11 protein-coding genes are annotated in these 17,152 nt (G+C 39.4%); 2 read left to right on the top strand and 9 right to left on the bottom strand.

Going from position 1 to position 17,152, the window contains the following annotated elements; translation table 11 throughout:
• Positions 1-46: 46 nt before the first annotated feature.
• On the bottom strand, positions 47-1,801 hold the full coding sequence (gene aspS, locus Q4597_RS15590) for an aspartate--tRNA ligase (RefSeq protein ID WP_303407030.1): 1,755 nt from the start codon (positions 1,799-1,801) through the stop codon (positions 47-49).
• A gap of 193 nt (positions 1,802-1,994) precedes the next feature.
• On the opposite strand from aspS, the gene Q4597_RS15595 reads away from it, so the two are divergent.
• On the top strand, positions 1,995-4,673 hold the full coding sequence (locus Q4597_RS15595; protein ID WP_303407032.1) for a TonB-dependent receptor: 2,679 nt from the start codon (positions 1,995-1,997) through the stop codon (positions 4,671-4,673).
• 67 nt (positions 4,674-4,740) lie between these two features.
• Here the strand turns inward: Q4597_RS15595 and Q4597_RS15600 are convergent, their stop codons facing one another.
• The 6 genes from Q4597_RS15600 to Q4597_RS15625 form a co-directional block, all read right to left on the bottom strand.
• A complete protein-coding gene (locus Q4597_RS15600; protein WP_303407034.1) occupies positions 4,741-8,247 on the bottom strand; it encodes an efflux RND transporter permease subunit in 3,507 nt (1,168 codons plus the stop codon).
• Complete coding sequence (locus Q4597_RS15605) at positions 8,237-9,421, bottom strand: efflux RND transporter periplasmic adaptor subunit (protein WP_289038169.1); 1,185 nt, start codon at positions 9,419-9,421, stop codon at positions 8,237-8,239. Before Q4597_RS15605 ends, Q4597_RS15600 begins: the two co-directional genes overlap by 11 nt.
• Positions 9,422-9,448: 27 nt before the next feature.
• On the bottom strand, positions 9,449-10,813 hold the full coding sequence (locus Q4597_RS15610; RefSeq protein WP_289038170.1) for a TolC family protein: 1,365 nt from the start codon (positions 10,811-10,813) through the stop codon (positions 9,449-9,451).
• On the bottom strand, positions 10,814-11,419 hold the full coding sequence (locus Q4597_RS15615) for a TetR/AcrR family transcriptional regulator (protein ID WP_215913275.1): 606 nt from the start codon (positions 11,417-11,419) through the stop codon (positions 10,814-10,816).
• An 85-nt stretch (positions 11,420-11,504) separates the two neighbouring features.
• Complete coding sequence (locus tag Q4597_RS15620) at positions 11,505-11,927, bottom strand: hypothetical protein (protein ID WP_303407035.1); 423 nt, start codon at positions 11,925-11,927, stop codon at positions 11,505-11,507.
• A gap of 13 nt (positions 11,928-11,940) precedes the next feature.
• Positions 11,941-12,483 (bottom strand): RNA polymerase sigma factor, encoded by a 543-nt coding sequence (locus Q4597_RS15625; protein WP_289063646.1) that lies wholly within the window; start codon positions 12,481-12,483, stop codon positions 11,941-11,943.
• Between the two features lie 144 nt (positions 12,484-12,627).
• Between Q4597_RS15625 and Q4597_RS15630 the strand changes: the two genes are divergently transcribed.
• Positions 12,628-13,602, top strand: coding sequence for a polyprenyl synthetase family protein (locus Q4597_RS15630; RefSeq protein WP_303407036.1), 975 nt, complete (start codon positions 12,628-12,630; stop codon positions 13,600-13,602).
• Here Q4597_RS15630 and Q4597_RS15635 read toward each other — a convergent pair.
• Together Q4597_RS15635 and Q4597_RS15640 are read right to left on the bottom strand one after the other, a co-directional pair.
• A complete protein-coding gene (locus Q4597_RS15635) occupies positions 13,599-14,750 on the bottom strand; it encodes a lycopene cyclase family protein (RefSeq protein WP_303407037.1) in 1,152 nt (383 codons plus the stop codon). The genes Q4597_RS15630 and Q4597_RS15635 overlap by 4 nt on opposite strands.
• Positions 14,751-14,811: 61 nt before the next feature.
• Positions 14,812-17,082, bottom strand: a complete 2,271-nt coding sequence (locus Q4597_RS15640) for a TonB-dependent receptor (RefSeq protein ID WP_303407038.1) — start codon at positions 17,080-17,082, stop codon at positions 14,812-14,814.
• Positions 17,083-17,152: the final 70 nt, after the last annotated feature.

The following is a 17,152-nucleotide window of genomic DNA, read 5'->3' on the forward strand; positions in this document are numbered from 1 at the left end:
ACCTAAAAGTATTAAAAAAATCCCGCCTATTAGCGGGATTTGGTTTCTATGCTTTGATATCTATTTTTAAGTTCAATTCATGTAGTTGCTCTTGGTCAATAGGTGCAGGGGCATCTATCATAACATCTCGTCCGCTGTTGTTTTTTGGGAAAGCAATGAAATCCCTAATAGTTTCCTGTCCTCCAAGGATGGATACCAATCGGTCTAAACCAAAGGCGATTCCTCCGTGCGGTGGAGCTCCGTACTGAAAAGCATCCATTAGGAAACCAAATTGCGCCTGAGCTTCTTCGGGAGAAAAACCAAGATGTTTGAACATAACGCTCTGTACATCCCTATCATGGATACGTATAGAACCTCCGCCTATTTCATTTCCGTTCAATACCAAGTCATAAGCATTGGCACGTACTGCACCAGGGTCTGTTTCAAGCAATTCTAATTGACCTGGTTTTGGTGATGTAAACGGGTGGTGCATGGCGTGATAGTTCCCGGTTTCTTCATCAAGTTCCAACAATGGGAAATCTATAACCCATAACGGGGCAAATTCATCAGCCTTTCTTAAGCCAAGTCTTTCGGCAAGCTCCATTCTAAGTGCACTTAATTGAGCGCGTGTTTTGTTGGCGTCTCCGGAAAGCACACAAATTAGATCGCCCGGTTTGGCTTGTGTAGCTTCTGCCCACTTTGCCAAATCCTCTTGGTCATAAAATTTATCTACCGTAGACTTAAAGCTTCCGTCTTCATTATATTTTGCATAAACCATTCCCTTGGCGCCTACTTGGGGTCTCTTTACCCAATTTACCAGTGCATCCAGTTCTTTACGAGTATAGCTTGCTGCACCCGGAACCGCAATGCCAACTACCAATTCTGCGGAGTTGAATACGCCAAAATCCTTATGTTGCGCAACGGTGTTCAATTCGCCAAATTCCATTCCAAAACGAATGTCAGGTTTGTCATTACCATAAATGCGCATGGCATCATCATAGGTAATTCTTGGGAAGGCGGATATCTCTACCCCCTTAATTTCTTTCAACAAATGTTTGGTAAGACCTTCAAAAGCATCAAGGATATCTTCCTGCTCCACAAAAGCCATTTCACAATCAATCTGCGTAAATTCAGGTTGTCTGTCCGCTCTAAGGTCCTCATCGCGGAAGCACTTTACAATCTGGAAATACTTATCCATTCCCCCTACCATAAGGAGTTGTTTAAAGGTTTGGGGAGATTGAGGTAAAGCGTAAAACTGACCTTCGTTCATACGGCTGGGAACCACAAAATCTCTGGCCCCTTCTGGAGTAGATTTTATTAAGTACGGAGTTTCAACCTCTATAAAATTCTGGTCGCTCAGGTACTTGCGTACTTCCATAGAAACCTTACTTCTAAAAATAAGGTTGTTTTTAACAGGATTTCTGCGGATATCCAAATACCGATATTTCATCCTAAGGTCCTCACCACCATCGGTTTCATTTTCTATGGTGAAAGGGGGTGTTTTGGATTCGTTTAGAACAATGACCTCGTCTACTAAAACCTCTATGTTGCCAGTAGCAAGGTTTAGGTTTTTTGAAGATCTTTCAATGACTTCACCCGTTACTTGAACAACAAATTCGCGTCCTAAATGTCTAGCTTGCTCCAATAATTTAGAAGAGGTACGGTCTTCATCGAAAACCAATTGGGTTATGCCGTAGCGGTCACGAAGGTCTACCCAAACAACAAACCCTTTATCACGAGTTTTTTGTACCCATCCAGATAGGGTAACTTTTGTGTTTATATGAGATTCGCGCAATTCTCCGCAAGTATGGCTTCTGTACATAAGTAAATGTTGATTTATGAAAGAACAAATGTAAGAAGATATGATGGTATCGGCTAAAAAATTATGATGGTGAATGTTTTTGACAATAGCGGAATAGAGCGCTAATATAAATGCTAAAATTTAACACAAGTTTTAGTTTTATGATAATTCTTAACTATATTGCTTTGAAATTAACTAATTCAAAATTTTGAAAATGAAACAAACTTTACTTAGAAAGTTGTATTTTCTAGCGTTTTTGACATTGCCCATTTCGGTTTTTGCTCAAGGAACGATTTCAGGAAATATTACGGACCAAAATTCAGAACCGCTTCCTGGTGTCAATGTCGTGGTTAAAGGAACAACGAATGGTACCACCAGTGATTTTGATGGAAATTATACTATAGATGTAGCTGCGTTTCCAAGTGTTTTAATTTTCTCTTCCATTGGTTATAACACTAAAGAAGTTAAAGTCAATGAAGCTTCAACTGTTAATGTAATTTTACAGGAAGGGGTTGCTCTTGACGAGGTGATATTGGTGGGCAATAGGTCAAAACCGAGAACAATTTTGGATTCGCCTGTACCAATAGATAACATTGGGGTTTCGGAATTACGTAATACCGGTCAGCCTTCGGTTGATAAAATGTTGACGTATAAAGTACCATCCTTTAATTCAACTACTCAAACAGTATCTGATGCAACTGCGCATTTTGATCCTGCAGACCTTAGAGGCTTGGGGCCAAGTAGAACTTTAGTTCTTGTTAATGGAAAACGAAAAAACCAAAGTGCTTTGGTGTATGTTAATGATACACCAGGAAAAGGGGAAGTTGGAGTAGACCTAAAGAGTATACCAGCTGCTGCTATATCTAGAATTGAAGTTCTAAGAGATGGGGCTTCTGCACAATATGGGTCTGACGCCATTGCTGGTGTAATAAACATGGTCTTGAATAAAAATGTTGAGTTTACTACGGTTAACGTAAACTCTGGAATTACTACAGAGGGCGATGGATTTAAATTAGGAGCAGATGTTAATACCTCTGTTAATATTGGAAATAATGGCGGGTATCTTAATTTGACTGTGGGTTATTATCAGCAAGAAGAAACTAATAGGGCAGGTACGCCAGGTAATGATTTGCTTTTTGGCGTTTCAGCAGATGACCCACAATGGTCGTCTTGGTTAGCCGCTAACCCAGATTTAGGGATGACAATTGGTCAGCCTGAACTCTACAAGGGAGATATTTTCTTTAATGCTGGAGTGCCGTTTAAAAATGGAAAGGGAGAATTTTATACCTTCGGTGGCTTAACTTATCGAAAAGGGAAAAGTTTTGCTTTATACCGCGCACCTTACTGGGTTTCCGATTCGTTTAATTTATTACATGAAGAAGGTTCCGAATATCAAGGGTTTCAGCCAACATTTGAGACTGATATACGAGATAATAATGCTACAGTAGGTGTTACAAGTGAGGTCCTTGGTTTTGATTTCGACCTGAGCGGAACTTATGGAAGAAATGCAGTAGACTATGAGGTTAACAATAGTTTAAATACTGCTTTAGGAGCAAATAGTCCTACATCTTTTGACGTGGGGGCTTATTCCTTTAGTAATATGCTTGCGAATTTGGATGTTTCTCGCTCTCTAGGTCAAGTAAATATTGCTTTTGGAGCAGAGATAAAGGAGGAGCGATTTACTGCAGAAGCGGGAGAACCTGCATCCCATACTGTAGGACAATCCGAGTCCTTCCCAGGGTTACAGCCTGCTAATGCTGTTATTGCGAAGAGAAATAACTACGGTATTTATGGGGATTTAGAGTGGGAGCCAACTGAAAAACTTTTAGTAGGTGGAGCCATTAGATATGAAGACTTTAGTGATTTTGGAGATAATGTTTCTTGGAAGGTAAGCGGTAGATATTCTTTAGGAGATAAAGGAGCGATTCGAGGTTCTTATAGCACTGGCTTTAGAGCTCCTTCATTACATCAGATTTATTTGAGTAATATCCAGACATTAGTATCTGGGGGCACCGTTTCAAACCAAGGTACGTTTAACAATGTTGATCCTATCATTCGTGATGGTCTTGGTGTTCCAAAGCTTACTGCGGAAACTTCCAAAAATATATCGGCCGGTATAACTTTTGAATTAGCCCAAAACTTTACTGCTTCAGTTGATTTTTACAATGTAAAAGTAGATGATAGGGTCCTTTTTACTGGAGAGATAGGTTTAGATGGAGATGATACTACAATTAATCCGGTTGAGCAAATTCTTGAGGATAATGATGTTACCAGTATTAGGTTTTTTATTAATGCGGTAAATACCAGTACTACAGGAGCTGATATTGTTTTGAACTACAGGGGAGTTTCGCTTGGTGCGGGTTCTCTGTCAGCGACCTTGGCTGCTAACTTTAATGAAACCAAAATAAAGGGGCAAATAGACACTCCTCCTTTATTAGCAGCAAACGATTATATTATCTTCAATAGAAAAGAGCAATCTAGGATAACATCTGCTAGGCCTAAGAGCAAAGTGTTATTGGGCTTAGATTATGAAATTGGGAAGCTTAATTTGTCCTTGAACAATACTTATTTTGGTGAAGTAAGTTGGATGCATAGTAGCAATGGCCTTAATGGCGTTGATTTAGGTAATGGCCCATTGCCAACAGAAGACGAAGCTTTTGACCAGACCTTTGCGGGGAAAGTAATAACGGATTTAATCATAGGATATGATTTTACAGATAAGATTTCGGGTTCTCTTTCAGCTAATAATCTTTTTAATGTATACCCGGATGAGATAGATACCAAAGGAGATTTTGTAACAGATTTAGGTGGTAGGTTTAGATATCCATGGGAAGTAAATCAGTTTGGATTTAATGGAACCGTCATTAATGCAGGATTAACATTTAAGTTTTAGTAGAAATCGATAAAAAAATCAAAAACCCGCCAATTGGCGGGTTTTTTTATGTAATGAAGATTGGTTTTTAAACCGATGCTTCCAAATTGTTTTCGGTTTGTATTGTGCGTTCCTTTTTTCTTCCCCAAACAGCAATCTTTATTCTATAGATAATATTGAATAATACCGGAACAATAATCAGGGTTAGGAAAGTAGCAACTATCAACCCAAAGATAACCGTCCATGCCAATGGTCCCCAGAAGACTACGTTATCTCCTCCCATATAGATTTTTGCGTCAAACTCAGAGAACAATGAGAAGAAATCAATATTAAGTCCAATAGCCAAAGGAATAAGCCCTAAAACCGTAGTAATAGCCGTAAGAATTACTGGGCGCAACCTTGCCTTACCACCCTTGGTAATGATTTCGGTAACCTCTTCTAACGAGATAAGGTCTTTGTCCTCCAGCCCTAGAGTCACCTTTTTACGGTCAATAAGAATCTGTGTATAATCCAGAAGTACCACACCATTGTTCACTACAATACCGGCAAGGGAAATAATTCCCATCATGGTCATCATGATTACAAAGGACCACCCGGTAATCATTAATCCTCCAAAGACTCCAATAAAGCTTAAGAAGATGGCAATCATAATAATAAGGGGTTTTGAAATTCCTCCAAATTGGAATATCAAAATAAGCATGATCAACCCAAGTCCTGAGAAGAAGGCACCTACTAAAAATTGCATTTGCTTATTTTGCTCTTCAATCTGACCGGTAAAATCAATTTTTACGTCCGCAGGAAGTCCTTTAAAGTTTTCCATTTCTTTCTGGATTTCCGCTACAATAGCTCCTGCATCACTAAACCCAGGTTTTAATTGAGAATAAACCGTAACCACTCTCTTTTTGTCCTTGTGCTTAATGGCACTAAAACCTGAAGAATTCTGCTGTTTGGCTACTGCCGAAACGGGAATTTCCTTAATCTGGCCATTTGCGGGATCTCTAAAAATAATATTCTGATTGAACAGGGCATTTTTATTATACCTGATGTCTTCGTTAAAACGAACGTTAATATCGTAATCCTCACCATCTAGCTTATATACACCTGCTTTTTCACCAAAGAGAGAACGTCTTAACTGTAGTCCTACTTGACCCACGGAGACACCTAGTTCACCCGCTTTTTCTCGGTCTACCACAACTTGCATGGAGGGCTTACTCTTGTTCACATCAATTTTTAACTCCTCAATACCAGCAATATTTTTGGTGTTGATAAAGTTTCTAACATCCTCGGCGGTACTGATCAATTCCGTATAGTCCTTACCTTCCAATTCAATGTTAATAGGGTAACCTGCTGGTGGTCCATTGGCCTCTTTTTCTACTGAAATGGCAACGCCAGGGTAAATTCCGGTAAGGGCTTCCTGTATTTCTCCACGCAGTTTTTCGGTGTCACGACCTTTTCTATACTTAAACTCGCGCATAGATACAGTTACTTTTCCACGGTGAGGCATTTCCGCTGCAGAACCACCATCGGTCTGGGGATTACCCGCTCCCTCTCCTACTTGGGATACCGCTGATTCTACCAAATAGTTGTAATCACCATCGGTATATTTATCTTGATTAGCAACGGCAAAAACCCTTTCCTCTATTTCTTTGGTAAGCCTATTGGTCTTTTCAATGGCCGTACCTTGTGGGTATTCTATATACGCATATATCTCATTGGGTTTGTTGTCAGGGAAAAACTCCACTTTAGTTCGCCCACTGCCTAGTGATGCTCCAAAGGCCATGAAAACCCCGATCAATAAAAGAAAGGTGATTCCAAAATACCAATATACGTTCTTGCCCCTTAACGCATGCGAAATGCGTCTTTCATACCAATTCTCAAAACGTACCATGGCACCGTTCTGGAAGCTAATGGCCCATTTTTTAAGAGCATATTTGTATATCCAGAACATTAAGGCGGTAATAATCATAACCGAGCCAAGGCCTCTCATGGTTCCGCCAAAAATCAGGATAAAGAGTCCAAACCCTCCCAATATGGCGCTAATACGTATCAGCTGCTTTACTGTGAGTTCTTTTTCCCCTATTTCCATAAACTGCGATACCAACATGGAGTTCATGAAAATTGCTACGAAAAGTGACGACCCCAGTACAACCGATAATGTAATAGGGAAGTAGATCATGAACTGCCCAAATATACCTGGCCATAGTCCTAACGGGACAAAGGCGGCTACGGTTGTTAAGGTTGAAATAATAATTGGAAATGCTATTTCTCCAATACCTTTCTTGGCGGCTTCGGTGCGGGACATGCCTTCGCTCATTAAGCGGTACACGTTCTCAACCACCACAATACCGTTGTCTACCATCATACCAAGACCCATAATCATACCGAACAGTATCATGGTGTTTAGAGTATAGCCCAAGTTGTTCAAAATCATAAAGGACATGAACATAGACATAGGAATGGCAAAACCAACAAAAAGGGCATTTCTAAATCCTAAGAAGAACATAAGAACGGTAACCACTAGGATAATACCAAAGATGATATTGTTTACAAGGTCATCTACTTGGTTAAGTGTTCTTCCCGAAGAATCGTTGGCAATGGTGATGTTCAAATCTGCGGGGAAATAGTTTTCTTGTTCCTTTTTGACAATTTCCCTAACCTTTGTTGTGGCTTCGATCATGTTTTTGCCCGAACGTTTTTTGATGTCCAGCATTACTACGCTAGTTCCAAATTCTCGGGCATAGGTTGTCTTTTCCTCTTCAGAAAAAGTAACCTCGGCAATGTCCTTCAAATAAACTGCTCCGTTTTCGGATTTCACTACAAAATCATTCAGCTCTTTAGGGTCTTTCACTTCTCCTAAAATACGGATGGTACGCCGTTGCCCACCAGAAAGAATATTACCTGCGGACATGGTAGAGTTTCCATTGCTTATAGCATTGATAACATCCTGGAAACTTACCTTGGAAGCCATCATTTTATAGACATCCACAGCAATTTCAACCTCCTTTTCTTGAGCTCCCCTAATGTTCACTTCCTTAACTTCGGGAAGGTCTTCAATTTCATCCTGTAGATATTCGGCAAACTCCTTTAGCTTTTCAACAGGGTAATCTCCCGTGAAGTTCACGTTCATGATAGGGAACGATTCGGAAAGGTTCAGGTCAAAAACATTGGGTTCAACTTTTGCGTTGTTAAACGTGGGCCAATCTTCACTGGCCTTTTCACCATCTACTTCGTCCTTTATCTTTTGTTTGGCCTGCTCTACGGAAAGTTCTTCATCAAACTCAACGGTAATAATAGAATAATCCTCTTGAGAAGTTGAGGTTACCTCTACCACGTTGCTCACGTTTTTTAAACGGTCTTCAAGCGGGTCGGTTATCAATCGTTCTACATCTTCCGCGGTGTTACCCGGGTAAACTGTACTTATGTAAATTTTTGTCTCTACAATTTCAGGAAAATCTTCCCGAGGCATAGCAAAGTATGACTTTAGCCCCAACCATAGGAATATGGCGATCATTACATAAATGACCGAAGGATTGTCTATGGCCCAAGAAGATAGGCTAAACTCTTTATTAGCGTTTTTTTGCTGTTTACTGCTCATCGGTCTGGTCGTTTAAAATTTTAACCTTCTGGCCATCTTTCACACTTCTGGCACCTTCCTCTATAATATGGTCCCCATCGTTTATACCGGATAGTACTTCAATATGGCTCCCTTGGGTTTTTCCGGTCTTGATTATGCTCTTTTTCAAGATAGCTTCGTTCTCTCCGTCAGTAGGTTCTGCAATGTAGACGTACTGGTCGCCTTCGGCATTTTCAGATATGATACTTTGGGGAATAACTATGGCCTCCTCATTGGTGTAGTCGTTTATATTCACCTTTGCCGTTAGGTTAGGTTTAATATTCCCTTTTTTATTGGGAACCGAAATTTCTACGGTAAAGGCCCTGTTACTAGGGTTAATGAAATTACCGGTCTGTCTAACCTTGGTAGTTACGGTATCTCCTAAAACCGGGAAATATACTTGAGCTTGTTTGCCAACTTTAATGCCGGATAGGTAGGTTTCTGGAACATCTACTTCAATATACATGTCAGACAGGTTTACGATACGGAATACTTCCGATCCTGGCCCTGGTGAAACCACCGTACCTTGATCTTTTATTACGTTATCTATAATACCCGAAAACGGAGCTCTTATGGATGATTTGCCCAATTGACTCTGTGTTTGTTTTACGGCATCTTCAGCAGCTTCGTAATTGGTCTTTGCGGATAAGTATTCCAATTCGGAACCAATTTTTTGTTCCCACAGGCGCTTTCTACGCTCAAAAGTGGTTTTGGCAAGCTCTGCCTGTGTTTTAAGCTGAGAAAGTTGGCTGCTCATGCCTCCGTCATCAATAGTTGCTAAAATCTGCCCAGCGGCTACCCTTTGACCTTCTTTTACGTATACACGCTGCAAAGTACCAGACATTTCAGGATATACAAGAACGTTCTGTTTGGTCTTGACATTACCTTGAAGTTCTAAGAAATGATCAAACTTTTCCGCCTTGGCGGTTACCGTGGTAACTAGAGGCAGTTTTTCATCATTGCTCATAGTAGCAATGACGGAATCAAGCTTTTTAAGTTCCGATTCCAGCGATTTTTGTTTTTCCGAAAGCTCACTTTTTTTGGCTCGTATACTTTCTAAATTACCCTGTGAAATGATATCGCTAACAGATGCTTCCTTCTCGCCGCAAGCGGAAAAAAGTAAGGCAGTAGTTGCTAAGTATAGTATTTTTTTCATCGTAAAAAGTTTGTTATGTTATTTGTCTTATTGCTTAAGATCAGATACGGGTTCGTTTATAATGACCTCTAATTCAGTTTTCTTGTTAATGACTTCAACCATAGATTGCAAATAGCCCTGTTGTGCATCATAGAGTTGTGTCTGTGCTTGGCGAAGGTCAAAACTAGTGGCAATACCTTCGGCGTATTTGATTTGATTTTTGTTCTCTATACGTTCTGCCAAACCTAGATTTTGTTTTGCGGTCTCGTATTCCTCAATAGATAAGATATAATCGCTTTTAGCTTTTTCAAGTTGAAGTCGTATTTGCTCTTCGGCTTCGGATAATTGGGTCTTTGCTTTTTCCATTGCAATTTTGGCCCGTGCCGTACTTGCACTACGCTTACCTGAACTGAACAATGGAATACTGAGGTCTAGGCCTAAAACGGATGAGTCAAACCAATCTTGTTCACTTTTAAAGAAAGTAAAACTGTCCGAATAAGCGGTAGAGCCATAGTTTATAAAAGTGCTAAGTGTTGGTAACGCGCGGCTTCTCGCCAGTTTCCACTCAAAGAACCTTTGTTCCGTTAGATTTATGGCCAGCTTATAGTCTACGTTATTTGCCATATTGAACTCGGATTCCATGAGCGCAAAATCTATCTGTGATTCGGCAAGGTCATCCAGGTCTTCTTCCAGCTTTGTAGGTGCGTCTATAGCAATGCCCATTACAAGGTTTAGCATTTGGCGCGTAATGTTCTCTAGCCGAACCGTATTTTTTAATTGACTTTCTATGGAAGAAAGGGTAATCTGTAATTGTTCTACACTTTCTTCATCGCCCAGACCGTTTTCGTACAGTTTGTTCGTTTCAAAAAGATTTTTTTCCAGATTGGCTTTGTTCTTTTCTAGAATGGCTACACTTTCTTTGGCCAATAAGACGTTTCCGTAGGCTTCTACAACGGACTTCCTTACCTCTTGATCCGTTTTCTCTTCGTTATTGGCGCTATAGCTTAAGAATGATTTTGTTGCCTGTACCCCAACTATATAGGAGCCATCAAAAATCTTCTGTGTTAAAGTGGCCGTAGCCGATGCTTGGTGGGCTTGCCCAAAAACTATGGGTACAAACTCTCCGGGTGTTCCTCCGGCAAATTCAGCGGGAATTAATGAAACCGGTTGTTTTAACTGATTTTGATAGCTAACGGAACCATTTATTTGAGGTAGTCCGTCCGCAATGGTTTCCCATTTCTGTTTTCGGGCATCAACAATATCCCGACCCGCATTAATGGCACTGTAATTATTTTCTAGCGCAAATTCTATGGCTTCCTCTAACGTAAAGCTATAGGTCTTTTCGGGTGGATCTTGAGAAATTCCGAGCACAGCGGTTAGCAATGCTAGTGAAGTCAAATATATATTTCTCATTTATTCTTGGTTTGAATTGATAATTTCATTTAACACTTTTCTTCCTTTTGGAGTAACAATACCCCGTATATGGTACTCTAGATAATTGTCCATTAAATCTTGCATGGGAAACTTTTCCATTGGAAAAAGGCGATGGTCTTTAATGCTTGTTATTCCGGAAAAATAAATTCTTGAAATAAACTCTACATTTAGGCCTTCTCTATAAATACCTTTTTCAATACCCCTATTTATATTATCCAACACACAATCTTGCATTACCTCAAATTGCTTATCCCTAAGGGTTGCATGGATTTTTGGATAGTATTTTTGCAATTGATACTGTGGAGATGATTTTTCATCTTTTAGGTTGACCATCACAAATTTTTTAATGTCATAAAGTTCTTCTATTGGGTTTTTGTTTAGGGAACAGATTTGGTTTATACCTGCTGAGATGGCACTAAAAAGATGGGCGGTACATTCCTGTACCAATGTCGTTTTATTTGCGTAATGTGTATATATAGTTTTTTTTGAGATGCCCATCTCTTGGGCAAGATCGTCCATTGTAACACTCTTGAACCCTAGGCTCAAGAACATATCTGTTGCTTTATCTAAAATTTTTTCTTTCATAGATGGCGCAAAGATAAGTTAGGAAACTTTAAAAACATTAAAAGTTTCCAAAGTTTTACAGTTATTTAACATATCCTTAGGACGCTCAAATTTCCTTTTCGTTACGCTTACGTTCAACATATTTGTCATATGCCTGTTCTCCTTCTTCTTTCCAGAATTCATCGTAGAATTTCCATTTAGAAAAATCATCATTACACATCCTGCTAAACTTGCTCTTGCCGGGCCGGTTAGATTTCCTTTTCTTTCCTTTTTTCTTACCACCACCACCTCCGTTGCCGAAGCCACCAAAGATTATTTTTGATAGTAAAAGAAGTCCAGCCGCCTGCCAATAGGTTAGGGCGGTCAATCCAAATAGTTCTGGCATCAACCAATTCCATAGGTACATAAAGACGTAGGCAAATAGCAGTACAAAGGCTATTCCTGCTATGATGTAGAACAAGACCTTAACAAACTTTGTTACATATTTTTTGGTTTTGCTCTTTACTTTTTGTTCTATATAGTCTTCCATAATCCGTTTATTTTTAGTTTATATTCTGTTTTTTCAATTCCAATTGTTTTAACAATAGTGCTAGAGCTCGGTGCCGGCGCGACATTAAAGTTCCTGCAGGTATGTCTGTTTCTTTAGATAGTTCTTGATAGGTATACCCTTCAAAATCTATGGCTACAATTATACTTCTGTAATGGGGTTTAAGTTGGGCAATAGCTTTTTTAAGCTCGGTTTTCATTTCTTCGGAATATGAATTGTCTACTGACCCATAGAGGAGCTCGGTAAAGTCGGCCAACTTGTTTTCCATTTCGGATTCAATACTAACCGCCGGCTTTTGGGTTCGCATTAAATCCACAATTTTATTGCGCAGGGAATGGTAAACAAAGCCTGCAATATTGTTAATAGGCAGAGCACTATCTGAACGAGAGAAGAGCTTTAAAGCAACATCTTGGACAATATCATCAGCATCTCTATCCGCTGCATTATCTATTCTAGATTTTGCATACGCCTTTAGCGAACGATATTCTTCGTCAAAGAAGGTTTTTAGGTTTTTATAGTTTTCTGTGTCCGAAGTCATTAAAATGCTTTTTGCAGCTATTCTTCACAAGTAAAGACGATGGTTTTCAAATCTATTGCATTTTTTTTAGGTTATTTTTTTACAAAAGCTTCTAAACTGGCATTCTTTATATAAATGGTCTTATTTTTGAAAAAATTTTCTTGAATGCATTCCATAGAATTTTACCGTTCAGAGTTTATTTCATTTTTAGAACAGAAGTCCGTTAAAAAAGAACCAAACAACCTTTACGCTCCTATATCCTATATTTTGGGTCTGGGAGGTAAGCGTTTAAGGCCAGTTCTTACATTGTTGTCCGCCGAATTGTTTGAAAGCGATTATAAGAAGGCTCTAGAGGCGGCCCTGGCAGTAGAGACTTTTCATAACTTCTCTTTGGTTCACGATGATATTATGGACGATGCTCCGTTGCGTAGGGGAAAAGCAACGGTACATGAAAAGTGGGATATAAATACGGGAATCCTTTCTGGGGATGCCATGTTAATCACGGCGTATCAGCTATTCGAAAACTATGAAGGGCATACCTTTAAAAACTTGGCAAAGCTCTTTAGTAAGACCGCTTTGGAAGTGTGCGAAGGTCAGCAGTATGATATAGATTTTGAGGAACGTGACGATGTAACCCTACCGGAATACCTTAAAATGATCGAGTTTAAAACGGCGGTACTCGTTGCGGCTGCTTTGCAAATGGGAGCAATTATTGCCGAAGCCTCGGAAAAAGAACAGGAAGATATTTATAATTTTGGATTGAATTTGGGTATCGCTTTTCAGTTGCAAGATGATTATTTAGATGCCTTTGGCGATCCCAAGACTTTTGGAAAACAAGTGGGGGGAGATATTATTGAAAACAAAAAAACCTATTTATACCTTAATGCTTTGGAGCTAGGTACGGCAGATCAAAAGAAAGATTTGTTGGATATGTATTCCATTCAGCCTAAAGACCCTTCAGCTAAAATTGAAACCATAAAAGAAATTTTTATAAAAAGCGGCTCTGCGGAGCATACTCAGAAGGCTATTGAGGAATATACCCAACGGTCTTTTAAACTTTTGGATTCGTTAAATATCTCATCCGATAAAAAGCAGATTCTTCAAGAGTTTGGTGAAGGGCTTATGCGCAGGAGGGTTTAGGTTATTCTCCCCAACAACGCTTTAACAAAAGGTTTTGTGGGGCAGGAGGATATAAATCTGAGGTCTTCCAAGAAGGTGGTGTCCTCGTCCAAAAATTTGAGTATCAGTTGTGGAGGGCATTTTTTGAAAAGCGATTCAAATATGGAATGTCCTTTTTCATTGTGTTGGGATAAGACATCTAAGAACAGTAAATCGTAAAACCAAAATCGGTTTTTAAAACTTAGTTCATTTAACGGTTTTTCGGTTTTAATAAAATCAACAAGTACAGGAATTTTCTTGGCCGTACTCATAAAAGTATAGCCCGTACTGGGTTTGGCCCATCCGCCAGCTGTACCTATATAACGAATATTTTTGGTGTGGTGCTCGCTAAAATCATAGGAAGACATGGGTATACTTCCTTGTTCTATTTCGGTAATTCTATAGGAATCACCTTTTAGAAAGTCTTCGAGATAGTTTATCAAAGCTTCTTCGTATTCTTCTTTTTCCAAGCGATTTTTTGAGAATAGCGTGTATTCAACAAGAGCTTCATTTTTTGAAAACGGAAGAATGTACATAAAGCGGGTATTTCCTTTCTGCGGAACGGAAAAATCCATGTATGTTACCTGAAGGGGATTGAAAATAGGCTCGTCGGTTTTTATGGTCCACCCAAGAAAATGCTGTTGTAGTACTGGATATTTCTTTTGATGCGTAGCCATTTTGTAATTAAAACTACTGCTAAAGACTTTGGAAACTGAATAGGTATTATTATCTGTAAGGACCATAACTTTAGAACCTTGATCCGCTATTTTGGTAACCTGTTCTTGTTGAAAGGTAACATTAGATTGCTGCTTTAAAGCATCAAAATAGGCCCTATAAAAATCAATGCCTTGCACCATTTTATACTGGTATGGTGCAATGGAGTAATCTTTGGAAAATTGTTTACTTCCAAAATAAATACGGTCCCATTTTTTGGAAACGATGGAATCAAACTTCCCATCACCCTTTTCCCAAAAACACCAAGTTCTATCATTTATTTTTTTGGCATCTTTATCTAAAAGTAAAATGGACTTGTTCTTGAAAAAATCATCTTTGACCATGGCATTGGCAAGCATTAGACCGGCCGCTCCGGCACCAATGATGATGTAGTCAAAATGTTTTGTGTTTTCCAAGGGCTAATATAGAATCGTTACTTTTTCAAAAATAGCGATTCTACTTGAGCGTATTTTATTTTTAATTGATGCGATACCTCAAACCAAAAAACCCTCGAATACCTTGGTTGGGGCCATATACGTAAGATGGGTCAAAAGTTAATGCATTAGGATTGTTGGGTGTTGCCACCACATTTCCGTTGGGGTCAAAGGTGACATTCTTGTCAAAAGGGTCATGGGCGCGGGCAATGATAAAGGGGTTGCCGCGGTTGGGAGTCCAGTCTAATAGGTTTTTGATTCCGCCATAAAATTCAAAATTTTCAAGGCCCTTCCAAGTAAACTGAATGTTTTGAATGCTCCATGTAGGAGAATAATCGCTTCTGGGGTCGCTTTCGCCAAGTGTGGGTAAACGCATGGGGCCATAAATATTTCCGGTATAATCTATTGATAGGTCTATGTTCTTAATTTCATAAGATGCATTCCATGTTCCCGTGAAGCTTTCAGTTAATATTTGACGTTCCGTAACCCCGTTTTCGGTTTGACTCACATCTTGCAGCGTAGCACCCAGTAAGAACTTAAATCCACTGGGAAAAGAAAAATCAGCATTGGCGCTTACTCCCTTTGAAACAGATTTTCCCTTAAGGTTATCGTAAATGATTTTATTCGGGTCCGTATCATAATCGGGTAAAATGGCATTGCTAAAATTCGTGTAAAATACCGAAGCATCTATGCTAACAAAAGTACCATTGTCCGCATATATTTTTTTAAGGTAATTTAGATTCACGTTAAATGATTGTTCGGGTTTGAGTTCTTCCGTTACGACAACATCACGGGCACCTGTTAGCGCGGCATGTTCTTCGGTAAATAGGTTCACGACCCTAAAACCTGTGCCTGCATTAAGACGTATGATATCATTATCAGTAATTTTAAATCTATACGCTGTTCTTGGGGTGTAAATGCTGCCATGCCTCTTGTCATAATCATAGCGCATGCCCAATAAAAGGGAATGTTGTTTGGCCAATGAAATTTCGTCCTGAATGAATAAACTAGGTATGACTACTTCGTCTACGGAAGTGGTTGCTGTGGTGTTGTCATCGTAATAATTATAGCGTATGGCGGAACCAATTAGGAGGTCATGAGACCCTAAGGACTTATCCCAAGTAAACTGACCAAAACCTATGCGCTGATCAGCAATATAGGGCGTATCTCCGTAAACGGAGTTTTGACTGTGGTCATTATACGAGAAAGAAAAAAGCACTTTTTCCTTAATAGGTAGTTGATACTTTCCTAAAACCTCCCATCTACGGGTGTAGATACTTTCCCCATAAATTTCATTGCCCTCTCTAAATTCCGGAGTCCATTGCATTTCACCGCCCCAGCGGTCTTCATAGAAAAATCGCCCTGCAAGAGAGAAAATACGGTTCTCTTTTCGTTGAAAGTTCCATTTTTGAAATACAGAAATACGATCTTGTAAAGTTAGGTCGGTAAAGTTGTCACCGTTATTATCAATTGGGTTATCGTAATTAAAGTAGTTGATGCCTAGAAGCATATCGGTCTTTTTTCCCAAGTTAATTTTGGCCCCAACATCAATGTTAAATTCACCCCAGCCGGTTACAAAGGCATCTGCGAAGAAATCAGGGGTCTCTAAGGTGTTTTTAGTGATAATATTGATTAATCCTCCCACTGCTTCACTGCCGTAAAGTGTAGAGGCAGGCCCTTTAATAATTTCAATCTGTTCTATGAGCGAATTGGGTATTCCGGAAAGACCGTAAACCGTACCTAAGCCACTAACAATAGGCATTCCGTCTATTAAAACCAAGGTGTAAGGGCCCTCAAGTCCGTTAATGTGAATATCACCCGTATTACAAACATTACAATTGATTTGCGGGCGTACGCCATTAACGTTTTGTAGAGCTTCAAAAATGCTGGCGGTGGGGTTCTTTTTTAGAAAAGTAGGACTGTAAACTTCTACAGGAACAGGGCTTTCCGATCGGCTAACTGCCTTTAGGGTTCCAGTTACCACCATTTCTTCTAATTGCTCGGAAGCCGGATTTATTGTTATGTCAAGTGTTTTATCTTCGTTGTTTTTGAAAGTAACCTTTGTGGAGAAATCTTGATATCCCAATACCGAAACCTGCAATTTGTAAGTGCCCGCAGGTATATTCTTTAAAACATAAGAGCCATCTTCTAATGTAGAAGTGCCAATTTTGGTGCCTTTTAGATAAATGTTTGCGAACGGAACGGTCTCACTGTTATCCGAAAAGGTTCCGGCAATTGTATTGTTTTGGGCATATGCGAGTCCGGTTATTAGGAAACATATGAAATATAGACTCGGCTTTAAATTTATTTTCATCAGCTTAAACTAAAATTTAGACAAAACTAAATATTTGTTTTTGGATATAAAAATGTATTTTTGTGTGATT

Source organism: Zobellia sp. 1_MG-2023, assembly GCF_030549125.1.
Classification (GTDB): domain Bacteria; phylum Bacteroidota; class Bacteroidia; order Flavobacteriales; family Flavobacteriaceae; genus Zobellia; species Zobellia russellii.

Excerpts from the sequence above, each read along its gene's own strand:
- Q4597_RS15630 (WP_303407036.1), top strand. The coding sequence starts at position 12,628 with ATGCATTCCATAGAATTTTACCGTTCAGAGTTTATTTCATTTTTAGAA.
- Q4597_RS15610 (WP_289038170.1), bottom strand. The coding sequence starts at position 10,813 with ATGAGAAATATATATTTGACTTCACTAGCATTGCTAACCGCTGTGCTC.
- Q4597_RS15600 (WP_303407034.1), bottom strand. The coding sequence starts at position 8,247 with ATGAGCAGTAAACAGCAAAAAAACGCTAATAAAGAGTTTAGCCTATCT.
- Q4597_RS15625 (WP_289063646.1), bottom strand. The coding sequence starts at position 12,483 with ATGACTTCGGACACAGAAAACTATAAAAACCTAAAAACCTTCTTTGAC.
- Q4597_RS15620 (WP_303407035.1), bottom strand. The coding sequence starts at position 11,927 with ATGGAAGACTATATAGAACAAAAAGTAAAGAGCAAAACCAAAAAATAT.
- Q4597_RS15595 (WP_303407032.1), top strand. The coding sequence starts at position 1,995 with ATGAAACAAACTTTACTTAGAAAGTTGTATTTTCTAGCGTTTTTGACA.
- Q4597_RS15605 (WP_289038169.1), bottom strand. The coding sequence starts at position 9,421 with ATGAAAAAAATACTATACTTAGCAACTACTGCCTTACTTTTTTCCGCT.
- Q4597_RS15615 (WP_215913275.1), bottom strand. The coding sequence starts at position 11,419 with ATGAAAGAAAAAATTTTAGATAAAGCAACAGATATGTTCTTGAGCCTA.
- Q4597_RS15640 (WP_303407038.1), bottom strand. The coding sequence starts at position 17,082 with ATGAAAATAAATTTAAAGCCGAGTCTATATTTCATATGTTTCCTAATA.
- aspS (WP_303407030.1), bottom strand. The coding sequence starts at position 1,801 with ATGTACAGAAGCCATACTTGCGGAGAATTGCGCGAATCTCATATAAAC.